This window comes from Ferrimicrobium sp. (assembly GCA_022690815.1).
In the GTDB taxonomy this organism is placed as follows: Bacteria; Actinomycetota; Acidimicrobiia; order Acidimicrobiales; family Acidimicrobiaceae; genus Ferrimicrobium.
In genome coordinates this window covers 87066-110104 of record JALCZJ010000005.1, presented here as the reverse complement: position 1 = coordinate 110104, position 23039 = coordinate 87066, and the positions used below count along the sequence as shown (strand labels likewise).

17 protein-coding genes are annotated in these 23039 nt (G+C 58.0%); 12 read left to right on the top strand and 5 right to left on the bottom strand.

Annotated features, from left to right (window positions below):
• The first annotated feature begins 363 nt into the window (after nucleotides 1–363).
• The 6 genes from MP439_02815 to MP439_02790 all read left to right on the top strand — a co-directional run bounded on the left by MP439_02815 (nucleotide 364) and on the right by MP439_02790 (nucleotide 9972).
• A complete protein-coding gene (locus MP439_02815; GenBank protein MCI2974991.1) occupies nucleotides 364–2022 on the top strand; it encodes a long-chain fatty acid--CoA ligase in 1659 nt (552 codons plus the stop codon).
• Entirely contained in the window at nucleotides 2022–2252 is a 231-nt protein-coding gene (locus MP439_02810; GenBank protein MCI2974990.1) for a hypothetical protein, read from the top strand. The genes MP439_02815 and MP439_02810 overlap by 1 nt, the downstream gene beginning before the upstream one ends.
• Nucleotides 2249–4189 (top strand): acetoacetate--CoA ligase, encoded by a 1941-nt coding sequence (locus tag MP439_02805; protein MCI2974989.1) that lies wholly within the window; start codon nucleotides 2249–2251, stop codon nucleotides 4187–4189. The genes MP439_02810 and MP439_02805 overlap by 4 nt, the downstream gene beginning before the upstream one ends.
• A 519-nt stretch (nucleotides 4190–4708) precedes the next feature.
• Nucleotides 4709–5323, top strand: a complete 615-nt coding sequence (locus MP439_02800; GenBank protein MCI2974988.1) for a hypothetical protein — start codon at nucleotides 4709–4711, stop codon at nucleotides 5321–5323.
• A 1693-nt stretch (nucleotides 5324–7016) separates the two neighbouring features.
• Nucleotides 7017–8759: an acyl--CoA ligase gene (locus tag MP439_02795; GenBank protein MCI2974987.1), complete on the top strand. Its 1743-nt coding sequence runs from the start codon at nucleotides 7017–7019 to the stop codon at nucleotides 8757–8759.
• Nucleotides 8752–9972: a beta-ketoacyl-[acyl-carrier-protein] synthase family protein gene (locus tag MP439_02790; protein ID MCI2974986.1), complete on the top strand. Its 1221-nt coding sequence runs from the start codon at nucleotides 8752–8754 to the stop codon at nucleotides 9970–9972. Before MP439_02795 ends, MP439_02790 begins: the two co-directional genes overlap by 8 nt.
• A gap of 37 nt (nucleotides 9973–10009) precedes the next feature.
• Here MP439_02790 and MP439_02785 read toward each other — a convergent pair whose 3' ends face one another.
• Nucleotides 10010–10900, bottom strand: coding sequence for a hypothetical protein (locus tag MP439_02785; protein ID MCI2974985.1), 891 nt, complete (start codon nucleotides 10898–10900; stop codon nucleotides 10010–10012).
• Nucleotides 10901–10995: 95 nt separating this feature from the next.
• Between MP439_02785 and MP439_02780 the strand changes: the two genes are divergently transcribed.
• Nucleotides 10996–11520, top strand: coding sequence for a gamma carbonic anhydrase family protein (locus tag MP439_02780; protein ID MCI2974984.1), 525 nt, complete (start codon nucleotides 10996–10998; stop codon nucleotides 11518–11520).
• 182 nt (nucleotides 11521–11702) lie between these two features.
• Here the strand turns inward: MP439_02780 and MP439_02775 are convergent, their stop codons facing one another.
• Together MP439_02775 and MP439_02770 are read right to left on the bottom strand one after the other, a co-directional pair.
• Nucleotides 11703–12503 carry an ABC transporter ATP-binding protein gene (locus tag MP439_02775; GenBank protein MCI2974983.1) on the bottom strand — a complete coding sequence of 267 codons (801 nt, stop codon included), beginning with the start codon at nucleotides 12501–12503 and terminating at the stop codon, nucleotides 11703–11705.
• The gene (locus tag MP439_02770) at nucleotides 12500–12907 is read right to left on the bottom strand and encodes an EamA family transporter (GenBank protein MCI2974982.1); all 408 of its coding nucleotides are present in this window, start codon (nucleotides 12905–12907) and stop codon (nucleotides 12500–12502) included. The genes MP439_02775 and MP439_02770 overlap by 4 nt, the downstream gene beginning before the upstream one ends.
• Nucleotides 12908–12979: 72 nt before the next feature.
• On the opposite strand from MP439_02770, the gene MP439_02765 reads away from it, so the two are divergent.
• The gene (locus tag MP439_02765) at nucleotides 12980–13984 is read left to right on the top strand and encodes a GGDEF domain-containing protein (protein ID MCI2974981.1); all 1005 of its coding nucleotides are present in this window, start codon (nucleotides 12980–12982) and stop codon (nucleotides 13982–13984) included.
• On the opposite strand, the gene MP439_02760 is transcribed toward MP439_02765, so the two are convergent.
• Complete coding sequence (locus MP439_02760; GenBank protein MCI2974980.1) at nucleotides 13967–14968, bottom strand: oxidoreductase; 1002 nt, start codon at nucleotides 14966–14968, stop codon at nucleotides 13967–13969. The two genes, MP439_02765 and MP439_02760, sit on opposite strands and share 18 nt — an antisense overlap.
• A gap of 398 nt (nucleotides 14969–15366) precedes the next feature.
• On the opposite strand from MP439_02760, the gene MP439_02755 reads away from it, so the two are divergent.
• Both MP439_02755 and MP439_02750 read left to right on the top strand, forming a co-directional pair.
• On the top strand, nucleotides 15367–15828 hold the full coding sequence (locus MP439_02755) for a DinB family protein (GenBank protein MCI2974979.1): 462 nt from the start codon (nucleotides 15367–15369) through the stop codon (nucleotides 15826–15828).
• 115 nt (nucleotides 15829–15943) lie between these two features.
• Nucleotides 15944–17152, top strand: coding sequence for an alpha-hydroxy-acid oxidizing protein (locus MP439_02750; protein MCI2974978.1), 1209 nt, complete (start codon nucleotides 15944–15946; stop codon nucleotides 17150–17152).
• A 214-nt stretch (nucleotides 17153–17366) separates the two neighbouring features.
• Here the strand turns inward: MP439_02750 and MP439_02745 are convergent, their stop codons facing one another.
• Nucleotides 17367–18599, bottom strand: a complete 1233-nt coding sequence (locus tag MP439_02745) for an MFS transporter (GenBank protein ID MCI2974977.1) — start codon at nucleotides 18597–18599, stop codon at nucleotides 17367–17369.
• A 732-nt stretch (nucleotides 18600–19331) separates the two neighbouring features.
• Here MP439_02745 and MP439_02740 point away from each other — a divergent pair.
• Nucleotides 19332–20312 (top strand): phosphotransferase, encoded by a 981-nt coding sequence (locus MP439_02740; protein MCI2974976.1) that lies wholly within the window; start codon nucleotides 19332–19334, stop codon nucleotides 20310–20312.
• A 951-nt stretch (nucleotides 20313–21263) separates the two neighbouring features.
• Nucleotides 21264–23033 carry a hypothetical protein gene (locus MP439_02735; GenBank protein ID MCI2974975.1) on the top strand — a complete coding sequence of 590 codons (1770 nt, stop codon included), beginning with the start codon at nucleotides 21264–21266 and terminating at the stop codon, nucleotides 23031–23033.
• Nucleotides 23034–23039: the final 6 nt, after the last annotated feature.

The following is a 23039-nucleotide window of genomic DNA, read 5'->3' as shown; positions in this document are numbered from 1 at the left end:
ATGCTGCCGCCGTACGCAAACTCCTTGGGCAGAGCCAGTATACGAGTTGTCAACCAACCACCAACCGCACTATCGATAGGTGAAGCCTTGTGCGAGAGTCATTTTGTTGCGTGCTGGCTCACCCCTATTTGACAAGACCAAGAGTACTGGCTCGACGGTCGTGTGGGGATCAAAATTACAACGATCATGCTACGGACTGATCCCGTGTGTCCACCAGGCGCTGGCTGGGCTTCGTGAGCTCCAAGCATTTGACCCAGGTATCTGCGTGCCTGGTAGCGCTCGGTCAACTTTGGTAGGATACTGTCCAGGTACTCGCCGTAACGGGCGGACATTGTGAAAGATGAGGTGATCGTGGAATCAACGATGCAACACGGCGAATTGACGGTGGCTGCGATATTGCGTTATGGTGCGCAGGCTTTCCCCGACTCCGAGGTGGTCTCGTTCGATCAAGAGCACACGACGACAACCACTTTCGCACGGGTTGCTGCTCGGGCTGCTCAGCTCGCCAATGCGCTTGTTGACGTGGGCATTCACCCCTCTGATCGTGTGGGTACCTTCTGTTTCAATCACGCGGCCCATCTTGAGGCCTACCTTGGGATCCCGGCGATGGGCTCGGTGATCCACACGCTCAACATTCGACTTGCTCCCGATCAGCTCAGCTTTGTCATCAACGATGCCCAAGACCGTGCCATCATCGTTGATGGTGTCGTGCTACCGATGTTGGCGCAGGTTCTTGGGGGCTGTCCCAGCGTGGAGACGATTGTTGTGGTTGGTCCCACTTTGGACACGGGCGTGCGTGACCAGTTGGCCCAGCGTCTCCGGGTGGTCGACTACGACGATTTTCTCGAGGGTCAACCGACGGTATTTGATTGGCCGCGAGTCACCGAGACGGATGCCGCTATGGTTTGCTATAGCTCGGGGACGACCGGCAATCCCAAAGGTGTTATCTATTCGCATCGCTCGAGCTATCTCCATGCGGTGAGCGCGTTGCCGCTCTATGGCCAGCGGAGCTGGAACATCCTTGAATCCAAGGGCGATCGTGCACTGATCGTGGTTCCGATGTTTCACGCCGCGGCTTGGGGTGCGCCTTATGCCTGTTGGTTAACCGGGTCCACCATGATCATGCCTGGTAGATTCTTGCAGGCGGAGCCCCTCGCAATCATGATCGACAGGTTCAAGCCAACGGTGTCCTCGGGTGTCCCCACGATCTGGAACGATCTCCTGCACTATCTTGAGTCTCATCCAACCGATGTCTCGAGCTTGCGGATGCTCACATCCGGTGGGTCGGCAACTCCGCGATCGTTGATCGAGGCGTATCTTGAGCGTCACAACATTCCGGTGGTCTCAGGATGGGGTATGACGGAGACGTCCCCGGTCTGTACGCTGGCGATTCCGCCCTCTGGAACACCTCGCGAGTGCTTAGTCAATTACCTTGAGACCGCGGGCAAAGTGGTCCCGGGCGTGGAGTTACGCATCGTCGACGACGAACATCATGTCCTCCCATGGGACGGTCAAGCAATTGGCGAGGTACAGGTGCGGGGTCCTTGGATTACAGCTGGTTATCTCGGGGGCCAAGGTGGCGAGAATTTTGACGATGGATGGCTTCGTACTGGGGATATCGCGACGGTTGATCATGAGGGTTACATGCGTATTGTCGATCGCACGAAGGATGTGATCAAGTCGGGTGGCGAGTGGATCTCCTCGATCGGATTGGAAAATGCCATCATGGCCCATCCGGCTGTCGCTGAGGCGGCCGTGATCGCCGTCCCGGATGACCGGTGGTTCGAACGTCCTCTTGCCTTTGTGGTGGTCAAGCCAGGTGCTTCGCTTGATGTTATGGAGTTGCGAGATTTCCTGGCGAGTCGGGTGGCAAAGTGGTGGCTTCCTGAGCGTTACTCGTTCGTTGATGCCATTCCACGAACCTCAGTTGGCAAGTTTCACAAGAAGGTTTTGCGAGAGGGTGTTCAGGCGGGCAACTACGACATCCAGATGATTGATCGAGTCGGAGGCGGTCAGTCATAGTGGCTGGTGACGAATCCCAAGATCGGTTGCTCGCTGGGGTCGCAGAGTTGCTTGCCCAGCTTGACGACCTGACTTTTTCCCAGCTCATTCACCTGCGCGATCTCGATCCGATCAGGGTGAAAAAGACCCAACAGGAGCTCGCGAAGGTACGACGGGCACTACTCAAAGCTCAACAGGTTTTGAGTCACTTGGACCTTGACGTTGGGGTGCAGGAGGAGAACGAATCATGACCGATGTTGGCGATGTGCTGTGGCGGCCGATTGACGATGGGATGGAGAGTCCTCTCGGCCGTTTTCTCACGACCGAAGGCCCAGGGCTTGGTATTCACACGGCGTCCTATGCTGATCTCTACCGAGCGAGTATTACCGAGATTGGTCCTTTCTGGCGCGCGGTTGGCCGCTTTTGTCAGCTGGCGGGAGATCTCGGTGAGCGCGACCTCGTCGGAACGTTACCAGACGCCATCTTTTTTCCGGATGGAGTGCTCAACTATGCCGCTGAGGCCCACGCGCGGTTTTGTGACCCGGCAGGTATTGTCGTAGCCGATGAGAGCGGGGCACAGCGCAAGGTGCTGGCCTCCGAGTTTTGGCACACCGTTGCCCAGCTGGCAGCCACGCTCAAGGTGGCGGGTGTCCAACCGGGTGACCGAGTGGCAGGGTATCTTCCAAACGTCTACGAAGCGGTCGTTGGGCTATTCGCTTCGGCGAGCATTGGTGCGGTTTGGTCGTGCACCTCGCCCGATTTCGGCGCTGGCGCCGTCGTCGATCGCTTCCGCCAAATCGAGCCCAAGGCCGTTCTCGCGGTCAGTGAATACCGCTACGGCGGGCGAAGGATCGATCGGCGGGCACCGTTGACCCAAATTTTGACCTCGTTGCCGAGTGTCGATACGTTGATCGTCGTAGGGCCACCCGATGAACCCCCAGAGGGGGCGTGGCGTAGCATCTCGTTTGAAGAGGCGACCCAGGGGGACCATGCTCTGAGTTTTACGCCTGTGGTCTTTAATCATCCACTGTGGGTTCTTTACTCCTCTGGGACCACGGGCATTCCAAAGGCGATCGTGCATTCCCACGGCGGTATCGTCTTGGAACACAAGAAGGTTCTCGAACTCCAGCATGGCGTGACAACCGATAGTACTTTCTTTTGGTTCTCGTCTACGGGCTGGATGATGTGGAACTTCCTCATGGGTGGCCTGCTTGTCGGTGCGTCCATCGTCCTGTACGACGGGTCCCCGGGCTATCCAAACCTGGAACGGCTGTGGCGACTCATCGACGAGGCACAGATCACGTTCTTTGGTGTGTCTGCCCCGTTCCTGCGCAGCTGCCAGGTTGGCCAGGTTGACATGCACACGTTCATGGATGGCTCTTCGCTGCGAGCGATTGGATCGACGGGAGCGCCACTGACGATCGAGGGCTTCGACTGGGTCTATCGGCATCTCCCGAGTCCGGTTCAGCTCGTTTCGGCTTCGGGGGGAACCGACGTTTGTACGGCCTTCTTGGGGGGCTCTCCGATGCATCCCACTCGTGCAGGCCTGATTGCGACCCCGGCACTCGGGGTCGCGGTTGCCGCGTTCGATGAACAGGGCCAGCCAGTCGTGGGGGAGATGGGGGAGCTCGTGATCACCCAGCCGATGCCGTCGATGCCCACCGGCTTTTGGAATGATGATGATCGTACGCGCTACCACGAGGCCTATTTCTCTCAGTACCCCGGGGTATGGCGCCATGGTGATTGGATCACCTTCTACGAGGATGGTTCCAGTGTGATCTTTGGCCGATCGGATTCGACGCTCAACCGGGGCGGCGTGCGGATGGGGACGGCGGAGTTCTACCGTGTGGTCGATGCCGTCGAGGGTGTTGAAGATTCTTTGGTGATCGACACCTCGGCCTTGGACCGGACGGGAGAGCTGTTGCTTTTTGTCGTGTCGAGCGGCGACGACCCAGACGCAATCGACGAGGCGATCCGTGCGACGTTGCGTGAGCAGCTCTCACCCCGACATGTTCCCAATCGAATTCTTCACGTCTCTGATATTCCAAGGACCCTGAATGGTAAAAAGCTCGAGGTCCCAATTCGTAAACTATTTTTAGGTTCCGCACTCAACGAGGTCGCCTCTGCCGATTCGGTAGCGAATCCGGCCGTGCTTACGGAGTTCGAAACCCTGGCCCGCCAATCCTAGGGCGGATCTTCCTATTCGAAGTGGTTGGTTGAGTATCAGCCATGCCTTGTTGAATGAGGAGTTGAACCCCGCCATGAGTCCTGTGGCGGTCAGCATTGCGATGTCGGGTGAGTTGATGGATGGTATTTCACTTAAGTAATTCTTATCTGTGCTACCGATGAGACGGGACGGCGAGGCTCACTGGCCCACAACCCGAGGGTGGCGTAGAGGAGGGACATTGGCGTTCAGCGGTCGCCGGGTAAATGAAGGCGGAGCGTATGCAATCATAAGGTCTTTTCCAGGGGGCCTTTGTCCCGGTTGTTGTTAACACCCGCGATAGCTTGTCTGTCTCCTGGATGTGATAGTTCAGTTCTGGTCGCCTGGCATGAGGAAGACATTGCCGTCTGGTTGTAGGCCAGACGGCTGGAGATTGCGATCGCTTAGGAGTCGATCCTATGGGGAGGTCAAGAGGATAGGAGGGTTATCCCTGGGTCGGTTTGGTCGTGTCTCTTTGTCGCGATATTGCTTGGAGGTGCAACGGTGAGCCAGTTTCGAATGAAGTTTGCTATAGATCGGTTGATTGTGCATGCAACAAGTGCTCGGCGTTGCCATGCGGCTACGCCGTTGGCCGCGGATCAGATTCGCTGGCAATCGTTGGCGAGCCAAAGGCGGGCAGCGGTTCTTTGTGGGCTTGTCCTCAGTGGGCTCACCTTGGCTGCCTGCGGCTCGGCTGGCTCGTCCTCGGGCGGAGCGACCAGCGTCCAGTCGAGTGCGAACGGATCCAAGGTCACGGTCAAGAGCAACAACGGTACGGCGACGTTCGGTTTTGGCGTAACGTTGCCATCGGGTTTTCCGTCCAGCGTTCCTGTTCCCTCGGGCATCAAGCTCTCTGCGAGCGTTGCCACGAAGAAGTCCGGTATGAATGGTTATTTGCTGACGTATTCGTTTACGGGATCGGCCAATTCCCTTGTTGGCGCTTATAATCAACGGCCCTCACAGGCTGGGTTTTCGCGGCAGTCGTCGGAGTCCTACGCCGGTGGTGAGACGCAAGACTGGACGTCAACGTCCTGGGCTGTCGCCCTGATTGCATCGGCAGCGTCCAATGGTCAACCGGGTTCCCTGATTCTGACTGTCTCAGTACCGGTGACACCATAGTCCGCGTTATTACCAGCGAGTCAGTTTGCGGAGGTTGACGCTCGCCTCGACGTGGTAAAGGACGTTGTTTGCGTTTATTGAGGCTTCAATCACGGTGGTCAGCGTCATTGTGCGGTCAGCATGACCTCAACGGATTCATCTTGGTGACGAGTACACAGTTGCCGAGCGGTTGAGCGATGGCCCATGTGTTTGTACCGTCGCGGTCAAAGGTTCTGATACTGTGGCATCCGGGCTGTCCAGTGGAGACGCTGTCTGGGCGTACGGTGCAGTACCGTTTATAGTATCAGTGTATCTCGATGCCAAAGCTGGCGCGCTTGCACGGCATCGTCACAGGAGTCACCCTGGACCGGCATCAGTTCACGGCCAACGATTCTACCAACGTTGAGTGTGCTAACTCTTCTCGCCGAGCCGCTGGGCGTTGCGTAGACGGTACAAAAACGATGCATTAACCATAGTGGCCAAGACTACGAGGAACGCTCCGGTAATTGTTGAAGCCCCCAACAAGATGGTTGTGACTGCCTGCAAAGCACCCATCGGTAAAGTAGAAAAGGTGGGATGTGTTGAGTAAAAGTGTCTGCCTTGACCAGATTCTTGTAGTGAAAATCTCTGCAATCGATGGGAACAGCTGCGCTAGTAAGGTCATAGTCAACGGAACAGCAATTAGCGTGATCGATGTCTAAGTAAACCACTGCAGCGTAGACAGTTTCCTGAGTAGAGAAAGAGCTCCAACAACCATAGCCACTGCCGTCTCGATCATCACCTGATAGGCGGGCCGTATGGGTCCGAGCCTTCCCTCGGCGACAGCACTCTCGCCCGTTCTCCCGATGTCATTGCTAGCATATTCAGTAGGCTAGCGTTCCGCCTGTAGGCTATAGCGCGCAAAGCTCGCTGGCATACTGGTTGGGCCACTTACGCGAGATGTACTAATCGTGACTTAAAGCACTCGTAAGAATTGTGTTGCCAGGCCACTAACGTATTCGAGGAGTATTTTGAGCTGAGAGGGTATTTGTGGATCACGTTGACGCCGCCATGGAGGGTATCGAGGGTCGTCGCAGGTACCGCCATTGGTCGTTTGCTGCGCGCCGTCTCGAGCGCAGGACTGGTTGCTCAGCGTTTCTAACCTGGGTCATCATCTTCTGTTTCAAGAGTGATGGAGGTGATGTATGCCTGTGATGGGACCAGCTGTAAGTGCTGGGTGATGAGCTAGAGGTCTTTGTCTCGAGGTTGTCGATTGTGCCTTTAAGTGATGAACATGCTCCGTACCAGTGGCACCTTGGCGTGTCAGCCCACCGCGTCGAGCTGCTACGTTGTCGCGATTTGCGGGTCGCCTCCAGAATGCAGTTGGTCGGCGTTGGACACCTCCAGCTACTCAGGTGAGTTCGATGAGTCTGGCGTTAAAGATTGGCGCTGTTGGGAGGGTCCAAGATAGGTTACCACGATAAAATGACTGCATGACATCGGCAGGTTTACTCTGATGCCATCTCGTCCTTGCAGGAGCCCCAGGGTTCGGGAGCTGCTGTGGCGTCGGCCCGTGGGTTTGGACGCACGGTTGGATTATCTGTTGCTGACTGTTCCGTTGGGGACCTGTTTGTGTACCGTCCATATCGAGATTGGATCCGATTGAGCATGTGAACCTACAATGGATTACAGCGGTGTGTGTTGATCCGGCCGTGTGATCAAAGGAGGTTGTGCTGTGCTGAGACCGGTTATTGATCGAAGGATATCCCTTACTGAGGCCTATGATCCGTGGCCTCGACGTAATCTTGCTCAACACTTTGAGCAGATGGCATCCGTGTTTGGGGATCGCCTTGTGCTCGTAACACCTGATGCGCGGGTGACCTATCGGGAGCTCTATGCGGAAGTACGTACCGCGGCAAAGGGCCTTATCGCGCTGGGTGTGAAGCGTCGTGATCATGTTGCGCTGCTGTTGGCAAATGGCGCAGAGTTCTTGTTCCTCGCCTTAGCGGTGTCGATGGTTGGCGGGGTTGTGGTTCCTTTAAACACAATGCTGCGCGAGGATGAGCTCGATTACATTCTGTCGCACTCTAACAGCAAGTGGTTATTCGTACACGAGAGTGCGGGTGGCAATGACCACGAGAAGGCCATGCTGAGTATACTCTCGGACAGGGAGACCCGCGAAGAGCCACTTGCGTTGCAAGAGGTCGTGGTGCTGCCAACGTCAGAGGCTCCGGTGTTCGATGGTTTCCGCAGTTTTGCGTCGTTTGCGCAAGCAGCAGACTCAGTCTCCGATGCCGCGCTCGATCAGATCTATCGAGCGTCTCAGTATCCAGACGAAATCGTCAATATCATTTACACCTCCGGGACAACCGGGCTGCCCAAAGGTGTGATGCTTACGAGCGACATGCTGTTGCGCTGCGCGTATTCGAGTGCGCTATCGAGGGCCTTTGATGATGGCCGCAAGGTCTTCACACCCTTGCCTCTGTACCACGTTTTCGCTTGGGTGGAGGGACTGCTCGCGGTGTCCTTTGTGGGTGGATGTGTGCTCACTACGGCGACCTTTAAGCCGAGTCAGGCTCTGGCGATGATCGACGAGTGGCAGGCTGAGGATTTTCTCTGCGTTCCAACGATTCTATTGGCCCTGGTCAATGAGGCGGAGCGGACTCCGTACAAAACCGATTCATTGCAGGCGCTCATGTGTGCCGCGGCGCCAGCACCGGTCCCGCTTTGGGAGCGAGCGGTTCGCGTTCTCGGACTGAGCGAGATGTGCTCAGGCTATGGGGGAACTGAGGCGACGGCGGCCACGGTCCACACCGAAGTGGGGGACCCCATTGAGAAGGTGAGCACGACGGTGGGGCGCATTAAGCCCGGGGGCCCGAGTGGGCTTGTGGAGTATGGAAATTGCAACAGCGAGTACAAGGTGGTCGATCCCGACACCAGAGTAACGTTACCTGAAGGATCGGTGGGCGAGTTTGCAGTTCGTGGAAACTTCGTCACCCGTGGCTATTACAACGAGCCGGTTGCCACAGCTGCAGTCTTTGATTACGACGGTTGGTTCTACACCGGCGACCTTGGGTGCATCGATCCCAACGATGGCTATCTGGAGTTCCATGGTCGAGCCAAGGAAGTGTACAAGGTCTCTGGCGAGAACGTTTCTCCCCAGGAGGTCGAGGAGGTGATCTCTCGCTATCCGGCCGTCGAGCAGGCCTATGTGGTCGGGGTTCCCTCACCGGTGACAGACGAGACGGGAGCTGCGTTCATCGAGCTGCGCGAAGGGCAGAGCGCTACCCGTGCGGAGATTGTGAGCTGGTGCCGAGAACATCTCGCGCGCTTTAAGGTCCCGCGGTACTACTTCTTCTTGACTCATGAGGAGTGGCCGGTGACCGGTACTGGAAAGATCCAGAAGTTTCTCTTGTCCGACATTGCCAAGGAGCGGATCCGGGAGGAAAGCACGCAAGAAGCCCACGTCGATGCCTGAGGAGGGCCCGAGGGCGGTGGTGGTCACCGGAGTCGGTGCGGTGACGCCTGTTGGGATTGGTGCCTTTGCCTCGTTCGACGGGCTGTTTCACTCTGAGCCAGCGGTGACGTTGGCACAAGGGCTCGATGGCACGGTGTTCCAGGGGCGAGTCCCCCAGTTCGCTGCCCAAGAGATGCTTGATGATCGCAGCGTCCGAGAAAATGAACGATGGGTCGTTCTTGGGCTTGTGGCCGCCAAGGAGGCCATCGCCTGCGCCGGAGACGTTCCCTTAGACAATGAGCGCACGATGGTGAGTGTGGGAACGTCGTTTGGAGGTGTCGTTGGCATGGTGGGGGCGAAGGAGCGAAGGGTGTCTCCAAAATTCGTCCCACAGGTCATTCCGTCGGCTCTGGCCACGCGCCTTGCGATTCATTATGGTGTGATCGGACCATGCATGACCTATCTCGGTGCCTGTGCCGCCGGAGCACAGGCGGTTGGAGAAGGGATGCAAGCGATTCAGGAGGGACGAGTCGATACCGTTGTTGCAGGCGGAGCGGATTCACTTTTTGTCTCGGCGATTGTGAGCAGCCTCTATGCGGCTGGGGCGGTTGCCAGGGGAGACCATCCGTATCACGGTCCGTTCGATCGGGGTCGATCGGGCATGGCACTTGCTGAGGGCGCGGGGTTCGTGGTGTTGGAACGTTATGAGACGGCCAAGGCTCGAGGGGCGGAGATACTGGCAACCATCACAGGTTATGGTTGTGGCAACGATGCTTATCACGTGACGGCGCCTGAACCCAATGGCGCCGGTGCAGAGAGAGCCATGAGAATGGCTCTCTCGCAGGCACGTCTTGACGCCAAGGACATCGCCTGGGTCAATGCTCATGCCACGGGGACCCGCATCGGCGATGTTGCCGAATTGAGGGCGCTTGACCGGGTCTTCAACGCAACAGGTCGGGTTGACGTCACCTCGCTTAAAGGCGTTATGGGCCATTCGCTCGGGGCGTCGGGGGCCATCGAAGCCGTGATGTCGGTGCTGGCGCTGCAGCGCAGGAGTATCCCAGGGACCGTCGCGCTCGGCGAACCGGAGTCGGCAGCGAACCTGCACCTCTTGGCTGATCCCGTGAAGGACTGGGAGCCAGGTCCGATCCTTTCCAACTCGTTTGGCTTCGGTGGGCACAACGCCTCGCTGGTGATTGAGCCAGCGCATGCCGTTAGCGAGGCAGATCGATAGTGCTGGACTTTTGCCAACACTCATGAACAGAGATCGACTAACCTTCAGTCTCCGCAAGCAATTCGAACGCGCGGGTGAATTTTGGGAGTGCACCCGAAAGGTTGACCGCCAGGGCGATTGGCGCGCTGAGGGCCCCAAGTTCGGAGAGCTCAGCGTGGCTGAGGCTGTCAAAGACTGGTTGCATCAAAAGATTGGTGTTGCGCTCGATCGCTGCTCGACATGAACGCCCGCTCGGAGTAATCGACTGGTCTTTGTCGAGCATGCCTCGTTCACACAAGTCCTGCTCACCTTGGCTCCACTCTTGATCGGTATAACCCCTTGAACCCTGGGTTGAGGCACGGTCCTCTGCACCGATCGCGACCATCAGGATATGCGCTTGACAGCCACTGATGCCATTGGCCCCAAGCAGGAGGTTATGGCAGTCACCGCGATATTCACGGATGAGTGTCGCTGCGTGAAAGAGTTGTGACACGGGGTCGGTTGGACATGCTATGCCGAGATTGGCAGCATAGAGCGGATGTCCCCCACGTTCACCGTTCATGGCGGCCTTCATCGCCAGCTCTGCGGCCCGAGCGATCGAATCAGAACTCGGTGCCAGTGGCGAGTCCGTGGTGATGCGCTCCCAGGTGGCTTGGAACCCTCGAAAGCGAGCTTCGATGAACTGCGCAGGCGGCGAGATCTCCCAAACAGATGGGATCGCTGCTTCAACCACGCTATGTGAGAAGCTATAAAACGCAGCCGTCACAGTTCCGGCTTCGACTCTGCCCATTGGCGCGGAACGACCAGCGAAGTAGCGGGCCCAGGAATCGGCAACACCGAGATCCTTATACGCCTGGCGTGACTCCTTTGAAAAGTATGTGAGATCATGAAGCGTCTCGAGTTGGGCCCATGTCTGGAGGGTGCTTTGGTGTCGTTCGGTGCGATCCATAACCCTACGCTAGCAGCAGGCGCCGCCGTTTTCTCATCGCGTTGCATGGCAGGGACCGGTGGGTCTTTGTCCTAGAGCGTGAGTAAGGTAAACGTATGCCTATTTACAGTCTTGGCGACCAGGTCCCACAGATCGCAGCGAGCGCTTTCATCCACCCCGACGCAGTCGTCATCGGCTCCGTCACCATCGGAGAGGAGGCGTCGGTGTGGCCAAATGCGGTCCTGCGAGGCGACTACGGTCGCATTGTGATTGGAGATCGAACCTCGGTCCAGGATGGCACCGTCATTCACGCCACCGCTGAACTCCCTACCATCGTCGGTGCTGAATGCGTCGTAGGACATCTGGTTCACCTCGAGGGATGCACGGTAGCTGACCACTGTCTGATCGGCTCGTCGTCGGTGGTGCTGCACCGGGTGATGGTGCACGAGCACGCGCTGGTTGGTGCCAACGCGATGGTCACCAACGGCACGGAGGTACCGTCGCACGCTATGGCTCTTGGCGTTCCTGCCACGATCGTTCGTGATCGTGTTGGGACCGGGGCGTTCGCGGAGGCGGTCGCGCTGTATGTGGCGAACGCCAAGCGCTATCGACAGGAGCTGCGCCTCCTCGAGGGAAGGTAAGTCGCGCCCGGTTCGCGGCTCATCTACAACCGCAAGTGTTCAGCTCGTGATAGGCGAGGGGTTGCCCAGCTCTGGAGCGGTCGTAATTTTATGATGCGAGGTCAGCGCCTTCTGGGTGACCGAGGCGAGAGGCTGGGAGCTTGGGCCAGCGCGTGGTCTTGACGTGGTCTCAGGCCCTACGATTAGCGCGAACGTGCGGTTGCGATTCGACGACCGGCCAGTGTGTGCACCTGGATTGGATGGCCAAAGGCCTGGGTCAAGGTTCTCGAAGTGAGGATCTCGTCGATGGGGCCGAACCAGTGCTTGCCGTCTCCCAGAATCAGGACATGAGTGATCGATGATGGTAGGTCTTCGAGATGATGCGCGACCATGACCAGTGCTCCATGTTGGTGATGCTGATCGAGAATACGTTCCAAGGCTTCGATGGTGAGCTCCCGAGCAACGAGGTCGAGATGGGAGGTGGGTTCGTCAAGAACGGTCAAGCGTGGGGTGCCGCTAAAAGCACGCGCAAGTAAGGCGCGCTGGCGCTGACCCGATGAGAGTGAATCCAGCGTCCGGTCACCGAGGTCACTGAGGTTGGCGAGAGCGAGTAGGTGATCTGCGGCCTCGAAATCGGCGCGAGATAACGTAAACCATTCTCGGCGCAGCCCTGAGTATCGGCCAAGGGCTACGGCTTCACGAGTCGTCATGTCTGGCGTCAAACGTGAGATGAGCTCATCGGAGAAATATCCGATTCTGGGACGCAATGAGCGGATATCGCTTCGACGCACATCAAGCCCTAAGAGCTCGATGTCACCGTGACTGAGACGAAGCCTGCCAGCTAACACCATCGCCAACGATGTCTTGCCTATGCCGTTGGGTCCGAGAATGGCAAGTCGATGGCCCACCTCCAGGGTGAGGGTGAGATGGGCAAAGATCGTTACGCCCCCGCGAACGAGCTGGGCGTCATGGAGCGCGATGAGTGGGTTTCGAGGAGTGGTCATAGGGCAATGAAGGCGATCGCGATGATGGCGAGGACGAGGCCGATGATTTGGCGGGGATGGATTTGGGTTTTCGTCACCAGCAGCTGGAGGATGAGCGTAACGGCTGGGTAGAGCGCGGTGATGGCGATGAGCGGGGCGGCATTTGATCCGCGGCGTAGCGCAAGGAAAAACAGGGCATAACCGATCGTCCCCGCGAGACCAGCGGCGATTGCGAGCCACGAGAAGGATGGCCGAATGACAAAGGCCACGGGGACCACGGCGATGGCCTCCACAAGGACGACGGTCACCCAGAGAGTCAGTGGGGCAGCACGTATCGATGCCCTATCGGAGAGGAAGCCCCAGACGCCCCATGCGATGGCGGCTGCGAGTGCCAGTGCAACCGCACTCAGCTCGACGCGGGACATCTTCCTCCTTTGCAAGATTAGTTTTAAGGCTAGCAACCAAGCAGCCGATGTAGTTCACGAGGGGTTGGTGGAATGCAACGATCAAATTCACTCAATGTCGGTGTGCTGGGAAGCACAGGCGATGGTGCACTTGCAAGCTTACTTGAGCAGGTCATGACCGCGAGTGGTGGCATGGGCGTCATGATCGCACGGCGGCTGGAATCCAAGTACATGATCGAACGGGTCCGGGTTGTGCCCAAGATCCTCCGTGAGGGCGATGTGATCGAACTCGAGAACGCGATAGATCTCTCGACGGCTACGCCACCGATACCCGAAGGGCCAGGGCGTATCTTCTCCGACTACATCGGCTTCTCGCCGCTCGCCTCGCTCTTTGTGGTGCCGTTCGAGTCCAAGCGCGATGACAACCTCGCTACCATTGTGTTCTCAAACCGTCCGCTGCGTTGTGATCGGCTGACGCTGGTGGCGCTGTGCAGAATGCTCGAGCTCGCCATGAGTATGGCGGTCGATTACGAGCGCCAGGTACGCTCTCTCGCAGACCAGCTCGCGATCCTTGGTGAACAGGCATCGAATGATCCGTTGACGCAGCTACTGAATCGGCGCGGCTTTCTCGAGGTGCTACAACGAGAGGCGAGTCGACTCTCTCGCAATCCTGCTCCCCTGGCGATCTTGCTCTTTGACCTTGATGGCCTCAAAGCCGTCAATGATCTCTACGGCCATGAGGCCGGCGACGACTACCTGATCAAGTTTGCTCGGACGCTGCGCGACAACCTGCGTGCCATGGATGTCGTTGGGCGTCTAGGTGGCGATGAGTTCGCACTCCTGGCTCCGCAGACTGATCGAGCGAGTGCCGAGGAGCTAGCACACCGACTACGCCGTCTCTTTGACACGCGGCGGCTTCCCGTCTCTATTGGGGTTGCGGCCTTCGAGGGTGGCGAGAAGATATCGCTTGCAGCCTTACTATCTCAGGCTGATCAAGCGATGTATGCCGACAAGGCCCAGCGCAAAGAGGCGAAAGGGACCCAGGAGCGGTTGATCGACCTCACGGCGCTTGAGGGACGGTTAGAGACTCGAGTGTAGGTTGACCACGACTCTGCCACGGACATGGCCGGACAGGATCTGATCGGCGTAGTCAGGTAGGTTGTCGAGTTCGATCTCGGTGACCATTGCATCCAACAAGACGCGGTCGAGGAGCTCGCTGAGCCTTTCCCAGGCTCGGGTTCTGGTCGCGAGCGGAGCATTGACGGAGTCGATGCCGCAGATGGAGACTCCGCGGAGCAAAAACGGCATGACCGATGCCGAGAATTGGGCACCGCCCGCGAGGCCAACCGAGGCGATGGCTCCGTTGCTCTTGGTCTGTGCGAGGACCCGAGCCAGCGTAGGACCACCTACCGAGTCGATGCAGCCGAGCCAGCGTTCAGATTCGAGAGGTCGCTCCGGCCCGGTGTCGAGGTCGCTACGGGCAATGATGGTCCCGGCACCGAGTTGTGTGAGATAGTCCGATTCCGACATGCGTCCGGTCGAGGCGGCAACATCGTAACCGAGACGATTGGCAAGCATGAGCGCGATTGAGCCGACGCCCCCTGCGGCACCGGTCACTAAGAGGGGTGCGTTAGTCGTTGGGGTGATGCCCACGTGTTCGAGGGCCATTATCGCCAGCATCGCCGTGAGCCCTGCGGTACCGATCGCCATGGCATGGCGGGGCGTCAGCGTAGTGGGCAAGGGGAGTGCCCACCCAGGATCAAGGAGCGCTTCTTGGGCGTAACCACCCCAGTAGAGCTCTCCAATCCGAAAGCCGGTGGCGATCACCCAGTCTCCAGGCTTAAACGTTAACGATTCATCACTGATGACCTCTCCGACCAGGTCGACACCTGGGACGTGTGGGTAAGTACGGACGAGCCTCCCGAGGCCACGCATCACCATTGCGTCCTTGTAGTTCAGTGTCGAGTAGGCAACCCGCACTCTGAGGGGTCGCTCGGACATCAAGGATCGGTCGAGATCTTCGATAGCGATCGTTGGTTGCTTCTCGGCTTCGCGCAAAACGAGCGCACGAACGGTTGACATAGCGCAATTCCTTCCATTGCAAGCCCTTACGGGCAATCTAGTCCATTGGCAACGGGCACGGGTCGCCAGACTGTGCCGTTGCTTGCACAGTTGAATCCTTTGCCTACTTGACCTAACATGGTGGTGTCAGGGGAGTCGATCCGGCCTGTGCGGAGGTGGTGTTTTTGGTGCTTGGGCGTCGGTGCTAATGTGGTGTTCGTAGGCAACTAAGCGCGATGGCTACTAGGGGGCAGTTGCGTGGTGGCAGCCTATCCAGCGAGTGAACCCAGCTCTTGTGGTTCCAGTTTGGTTCCTTACGGATCGCCGTGGGTCTCCTTGGTAACTCGGAGTATCACTGAAACCGTGACACTATTGCTGGCTCCGAGGGAATGGATTGAGTCGCAGGAGGGAGGAGATTGATGCTACTCGATGAGCGCTTTGCCAAGGCATATGAGACATTTGACCGAGCGGTCGATGTCGTTGATCGGTCGGTAATGACTGCGGCAGATCCGTCCTCCGGCGAGCAGTGGGATCTAACCCATGTGTTGGGTCATGTCTCAGAGATGCTGGAGTTTTGGTTGGTCGAGGTCTTGCGGGTGCTCGCTCACGGGCCTGATGAGCCCTTTGGGCGATTGAAGACGTCCCCAGAGCGGATTGATCGGATCGAGCGTAGTGCGAAACTCTCGGTCGAAGAGCTACGTCATCAAATCAACATGCGTGCGGCCGCCACCGTCGACCTCTGTCGAATTTTGACACCTGACCAGCTCGAGCGACGCGGCATGCATCCGAAATTTGGACCTATGTCGGTGGAGGCTATTTTGGTGGAGTTCGGGGTCGATCACTTGGTCGAACACGCCGAGCAACTCGTCGGTGCTCCTTGAGTGCTGGGTTCTTTACCGACAGCGTAGGTTCACCATCGATGATAAGGACGCGACGAGGGCGTTGGTTGGGCCAAGCTGGTCGTCAGTGGATGGAGGCTGATGAAAGGAGGACGAGATGAAACGGCAACTACCCGATATCGATGGGTTGCGATCACTCTTACAGCCGAGAGTTCCGCGTCTCGATGCGTGGCGGGCTCGGGTGGAGCGAGCCCAAACGATTGGGGATTTGCGCACGTTGGCCCGATGGCGGACACCACGCGCGGTCTTTGATTATACCGATGGGGCAGCAGATGAAGAGATCGCGCTTGCTCGCTCCCGGGAGCTGTTCGCCTCGTTGACGTTACACCCGCAAATTTTGCGAGATGTCCACGAGGTTGATCCATCGATTGTTCTGTTCGGTAGACCCTCGGCGCTCCCATTCGCGCTGGCGCCCACTGGCTTTACCCGGATGATGCGCGCTGATGGCGAGCCAGCGGTCGCACGAGCTGCCGAGCGGGCCGGCATCCCCTATGCGCTTTCGACCATGGGAACCACTTCGATCGAGGAGGTGGCCCAAGTTGCCCCGACATTGCGACGTTGGTTCCAGCTGTATTTATGGCACGATCGAGATGCCGGTCTCTCGTTCTTGGAGCGCTCCAAGGCGAGCGGATACGACGCCCTGATTTTGACCGTCGATGTCCCAGTGGCCGGGAATCGCCTGCGCGATGTCTATAACGGACTGACGATTCCTCCCCAGATTACTGGCCGCACCTTCCTTGATGGAGCCCTGCATCCAGCCTGGTGGTTTGACCTACTGACGACCCCGACGCTGGAGTTTGCCAGCATGCATTCGTACGGTGGTACCGTTGGATCACTTATCGACATGATGTTTGATCCGTCGGCGACCATTGACGATCTCGCTTTCCTGCGCGAGCACTGGGACAAGACCTTCATCGTGAAAGGTGTTCAGCGCCTCGAGGACATCGCACGGCTCGCCGATATTGGCGTCGACGGGGTCGTGCTGTCCAATCACGGTGGGCGTCAACTAGACCGAGCTACGACGCCCTTGCGGCTGTTAGGCGCCGCCGTTCAGTCCTACGGTGAACACCTCGAGATCCTCATCGACGGGGGTGTGACTCATGGCGCTGACATCGTTGCTGCCATGGCGCTCGGTGCCAAGGGTGTGCTGGTCGGGCGCGCTTATCTGTATGGGCTCATGGCCGGTGGCGAGGCCGGCGTGGATCGGGCGATCGCTATCTTGTCGAGTCAAGTGCGACGGACGATGCAACTGCTTGGGGTTCGAACGATCCAAGAGCTCGATCCGAGCTTTGTGTCCTTGCCATAGCGGCACCACCATGGGACCAATGGCATGGGACCAACGGCATGGCTCCAGCGCCAGCGTGTTCAACGGCACCACGCACGGGCGGGAAACTGTGCGATGCAGCTGGGAACGACACCATGCACTAGGCCCCGTTATGGCACTAACAGGGCTGCCCGCAATGGCCATTTCTTCGCCGATAGTGTTTTCTTGGCCCGATCGTTCGACTTGGGCGATCGGGTTAGCCGAGATGCTCGTTGTCACCTAGGGGATCGTCGGTGTTCGCCAAAGGGCGGGTGCTGGCCACCTCGGCCTCGGCGTGCTCGACATGGCGTCCCAATCGGTTGCCGATAGCCGTGTTGAGCGAGCCCAATGCGAAGAGCCCAGCGAGCCAGAAGTAGGCTAAGCCATGCCCCACTGCCTCGGTAGCCGTCACGGGTGCAATCACGTTAGACAGTGCTCGAGCAAACTGGCTAAGGCCAAAGTAACGTCCTCTGAGTCGTTTGGGGGCGAGGGCGAGGAGAACTGGGGTTCGGATCGGCGAGTAACACATCTCCGCGAAGCCGAAAATGGCTGCGAACCCAGCAAGGTCAATAAGGACGAACTCCGTAGAGTGGCCAAAGATTGTCGCCATCGGCACGATCCACGCAACCCCAAAGAGTAGGGCGGTGATCGTGAGCGTGCGGCGAAATCCGAGCCGGTTGACCAAGCTATAGACGGGACGCTGAAAGAACACGATCAAGATCGGGTTGATGACAAAACCGATGGCGATGACCTGGGGAGATTTGTGCAAGGCGATACCGATCAAGGCAGGTATGCCGGTGTCAAAGGATGCGTAGCTTGTGAAGGAGAGGAGGACGGCGAAGACCAGAAATAACCTAAGTCGTCGATCTTGCAGAGCCTCTCGGTAGCTTGGCTCCGTCGCATGCTTGCTGGCATGGCGATCACTTGGCAGCAGGACAAAGGCAAAAGTAGCCAGCGCTCCGCAGGCCATGCCGATCACCAGCAGATCAAGAAAGGTCGACGGTCGTCCCAGGTGAATCAGCAGCCCCCCACTGAGGGTGCCAATAGCAAAGCCGGCGTTTGAGGCCATAAAGTCGTACGAGAAGAACTTGGTGGCAGGAAGGTCGGCGGGCAAGGCGTTCGATGTTGCCACATTTCTTGCTGAGTATCGGATGTTCGAGAAGCCGAATACGAGCGAAGCGATAAAGAAGAGGGGTGGGGTCCGCGCGAGGAAGATGAGTAAATAGGCAAGGATTTCCACCGCGGTACCAATGACAGCGGTGTTGCGAGCACCGAAGCGATCAACCAGGATGCCGCCGATCAGTGCTCCACCAAGTGTCGCGAAGCCTTCGGTAGCGACGATCGTACCTGCAAGTGGTGTTGCAAGATGGCGAGAGAAGTGGAGGTATAGGATAAAGTAGGGCCACACCGCTCCTCCTGCGGCAGAGAGAAGGCCCGACGTGACTACCACGGCCGATACCCTGGCGATGCGTGATCTGCGTGAGTACATGGGGCGTTTCGATCTTTCTACGTGTTACGTATCGATGGTTGCTCATTGATGTTGGGGGATCGAGTGGATGGGTTGAATCGCCATCCAAGTAAAGGCTTTGGTGCCCCTTCGATGGCCGGTGTCCGGGTGCTGCGTCTGGACTCGATGGGTGGTGGCTGGCTCTGGCGAGGACACTCCTTGGTCGAGGACGGTGGCTGCAAGTTGCTTGGAAGCGAGGGAGTTCACAGCCACCACGCCGCAGCTGCGCACAGCCAAACCCCAGCGCGCCCACCGAAGGCTGCAAGGTCACAGCGCTCGACAGCCACAGCACCGTACGGTCACAAAGCCGTACGGTCTGTCAAGCCAAATCGAGGTGGCCAAACTGGACCACCGTGCTACCTGGGTTGGAGATCGCTCGCGTCTTGGCACTCGAGGCCTGCGTGACAATGAGGCGCTCTTTCTACGCAGGAGATTCTGGTTCGTGGCTTGGTGAAGTGATTTGCTCAGGGACAGTTCTTTTTGTAGTCAAAGGTTCATTCCCTCTAGGGTAGCTGGATCACGAAGGCATGCGCTCAGCGTGTGACCTTTGTCCTAGATGGTTTTGGCGAGACTACCCTGCCTTGGCGACATCGAGGTAATTGTTTGGATGCTTGGGTGGGTTGTATCGCGTCGACAGTCGATCTTGACACATTCCAGTAGTGTGACGACGTGATCTTGAGCGAGATAGTAACCGCCTGGCCCTTCCTGGAGGGGGCACGCATCGTGGGTGCAGAGCGTTCCGAGAACATGACTTGGATGCTTCGGGGCCCAGGAGGATCGTACGTCCTACGTCGTTACCGAGACGGCTATCGGGATTCTCGACTCATTGTGGAAGAGCTTGCCTTGATGGAGGTGGCGAGGGATGTGGCGGGAGTCAATGTGCCACGGTCATTCGAGGCGGTTGATGGCAGGCCCTTTTTCACGGCTTGCGACGGTTTGTATGTCGTCTTTGAGTACCTCGAAGGAGCAACCGCAAGCCATGACGATCTAGCAAGGCTTGCGGGCATGGTGGGCGAGCTCGCAGCCATGTTACACCTTGCGTTCCAGGGTCAGCCGAGGTTCGGGCCCGGAGTCACGTTGCGCTGGAGTTGGGATCTTGGGGCGTTCTCGGAGGACCCGCCGCGATGGGGGACATGGCAAGATGCACTTGGTTGCTACACCGGGGTGCATGATCGTGCGGGTGAGGTCATTGGGACGGCCTATGAGCTCCTTAGAGAGCGACTCGGTTCGGCATCCAGGGCGCCTGATTTCTTTGGGATGATTCACGCCGATCTGCGCGCAGCAAATCTCATTGTCGGCAGCCATGAAAAGCTTGGGCTAATCGATTTCGACGACAGTGGGTTGAGTTGGTTTCTCTACGACGCGGCGACCTCACTGTCGTTCTTTGAGACAGCCCCAACCGCCTATCCGATCATTGAAACATGGCTCGACGGCTATCAAAGGGTTCGAAGGGTCTCAACTGGAGAGCTTGACCTCCTTGCCTCACTGATCGTTTACCGTCGTTTGTTGCTCGTTGCCTGGCTTGGCAGTCATCCGCACGCGAACGTGACCGGACTGGACCGCGGCCGCTTTGGCGATGACACTGTTGTGTTGGCCATGCGGTATCTGGAGGCGCCCAGCGACTATGCGAGGCTACTGCATGTAGAGCGTAACTAACGGTGGCTTAGGCCGCTCCCGTTATCGATAGGCCGCTGCCGTTATAGATAGAAGGGGTCGGCGTTCTTTGGCGGTTACCGGGACTTTGCAGGAGGCGTCGTGGTTTGATGATGAATGCACGGTATGACTCAGTCTCCCTATTGCTCTCAAACTACTCGCGCCACATCGCTGGGACCCTACGAAGCCAGCGCTGGTGTCGGTAGACGACCCCGCAAGGGACTGCGTGGGTTGGCTGTTTAAAACCATGTTCACGGGTCCAACCAAGTACAGTGGACGACAGAACAAAAGATAGTGCGTCGATGGCGGTAAAGGCACTGAAGTCGACCCCAGCGAGACGAGGGCTCGCAGTCCTCGGGTTCGGTGCCTCGCTGTGACGTAATGTTCTTCGTCGGTGCCGACGAACTCTACGGCGAGTAGACCGTCTGTGCCTCAGCTGCTGGCCATTGCAAAGCAGCTTACACCAGGCGAGGCACCGATTGCTAAGAGTCTCGCCCATAGTCAGGCCGTGACGGTCATACGCAACAAGACTGCCCCCCGAGGGCCCGTGGCACAGGCTCGGTAGGCACCAACTCGGCCGTAAGACTATGACTGCAGACAGGAAAGCAAATGCTTCGGTGATCGTTTGAGACTACCAACAACGAGTGGGAACCAGGTTGCACGGTGCTCTGTGTTAAGCTTTCGGTGGCGTAGCAACCAATCTGTTGCCGGCGATCACCCATCACTGTTGACGCGTGCAAATACGTGACGATTGCCAACTGATTGCGGGGATCTACAGCTCGCGGCGTGGACGATGGTTCGTAGTCGGCTCACGTCGTCAATCGGGCTTGCTGTGCACACACGGTGTCTTGGGAGGGTTGTGAGCTTGGGGTGCTCTATCATGTAGCCGTGGTTACGCGTTGTATCTCTGTGATCCGTAGCGAGCGGTGGCTGCGGCGCGTACTTGGGATTGGCATGCTTGTGCTCCTGGCGGGAGTTGGCTTGGGCGGCTCTTGGTTGAGCAGCGTCAATCTTGGAAGACCAGGCATCGTTGAGTCGCGGATAACTGGTCAATGGCGAGGGCCATCTTTGGTGCGGATTGGTGAGCTACACAAGGGTAGGGTGGGCACGCTTGCAGATCGGCGCAAGGTGGCTGGCGTCGCCAATCGTTGGGCGGCAATCATCAACAAGCAGGCCGTTTGGGTGAAGCCAGCAACCCAACGTCGGCCCTGTAGCTTCAGGGTTGCAAACTCAAGTGGGCGGGTGAACACTCTGATCGCGCGTCTCGCCAACACGATAACACGCCCGACGGCTATCTGCCTTGCTGGGGTCTTTCGTCACCAGATTCGGATTGTGGGGAAGGTTGACCCAGCTTGGCTTACCGTCGAGTCGGCTCCAGGCTCTGTAGCAATTGTCAGGCTCGGTTCGATTACCGGCCAAACGGCACCAAGTGTGGGCTATGACGCCCTCAACCCTGCGGTGGTCATTCTGGGGTCGAGTGATGTCGGGATCCTGGGCCTTCGGGTCGAGGACGTGATTGCCTCGTCGAACAGGTTGACCCCGACAGGTATCGACGTGGAGGTGAACGCGAAGCGCTATACAGGTACTGCCTCTCCATGCTTGCGTCGAGGCTGCCACGGGATCGTGCTCGCGGATAACACGGTCACCTTCGTGCAAAACCGTGCGGACGAAGCCTTAGATCGTCGTCAGTTTTGTGGGAATCCAGCTGTTGATGCCCTCGGCATTGTGGTCGATGATTTTGGGCGTGGCGTACCGGATGCGTTGGAGCGCGTCGTTATCGCAGGGAACACCATCGAAGACACCCGTACGGGCGATAGCGAAAACCTTGTGGTCAACGGCGATATACGCAGGTATGTCGTGGCCGGTAACCGGGTGGTCAATGGGGATAACATAGGCATCGACCTCGAGGGCTGGTATAACCGCACAACACCTCCTTTGTTGGGTCTTGTTCAAGATAACGAAGTGGCGAACAGCGATACTACCACCAACACTGCGGCAGGTACCTGGGTGAAGGGGAGGTGTGAGAGCAGTATGAACGCTGGTGGGATCTACGACGATGGGGCGCAGGAGCTTTGGATTCGGGACAACCGGATCATCGACACCAACCAGGGTATCAGCCTTGATGTGGAGAATGCGGGGAAGCGCACCTCACAGCTTTGGGTAACCGACAACACAGTTTTTGATAGTCCCGGCACCTCAAATGGTGCTCCGAGTTACGGCCCATCACCGTTTCGCTGGCTTGGACCATCACCCGACGCTGGTCATGCCTTTGATGCACTCTATATCGATGCCTTTGGCCCGCACTCGATGATTACTCACGTCCTGATAGCCAAAAATGACTTCACCAATCTTTCAGAGCATTTTGCCCGTGGTGGGACAGCTCAGGCCAGCGTCGTTGTCGTTGGGGGTCGTTACCAGGCTATTGCCATCTGTAATAACACGATCAGAGCTAGCGGTCATGACCCTACCAGCGTTGTCCAGATTGGCGATCGTTCCCGAAATGAGCGAACCATCGTGTTCGCCAACAACCGGCTCATGGGGCTTGCACCCCATGGTACGAACTTCGAACTCGGCGACGCAACCGCGACGTCGATGAACAGTTGGCGTCGCCTGCGCCATCGGCTCTCGCCGACATCATCAAAAAGTTGTGCGTTGGCCATGCGGATTATCCAAGTGCGTACCAACCGGTTATCTGGCGTAAAGAAACCAGGAGTGGGCTGGTAGACTCGA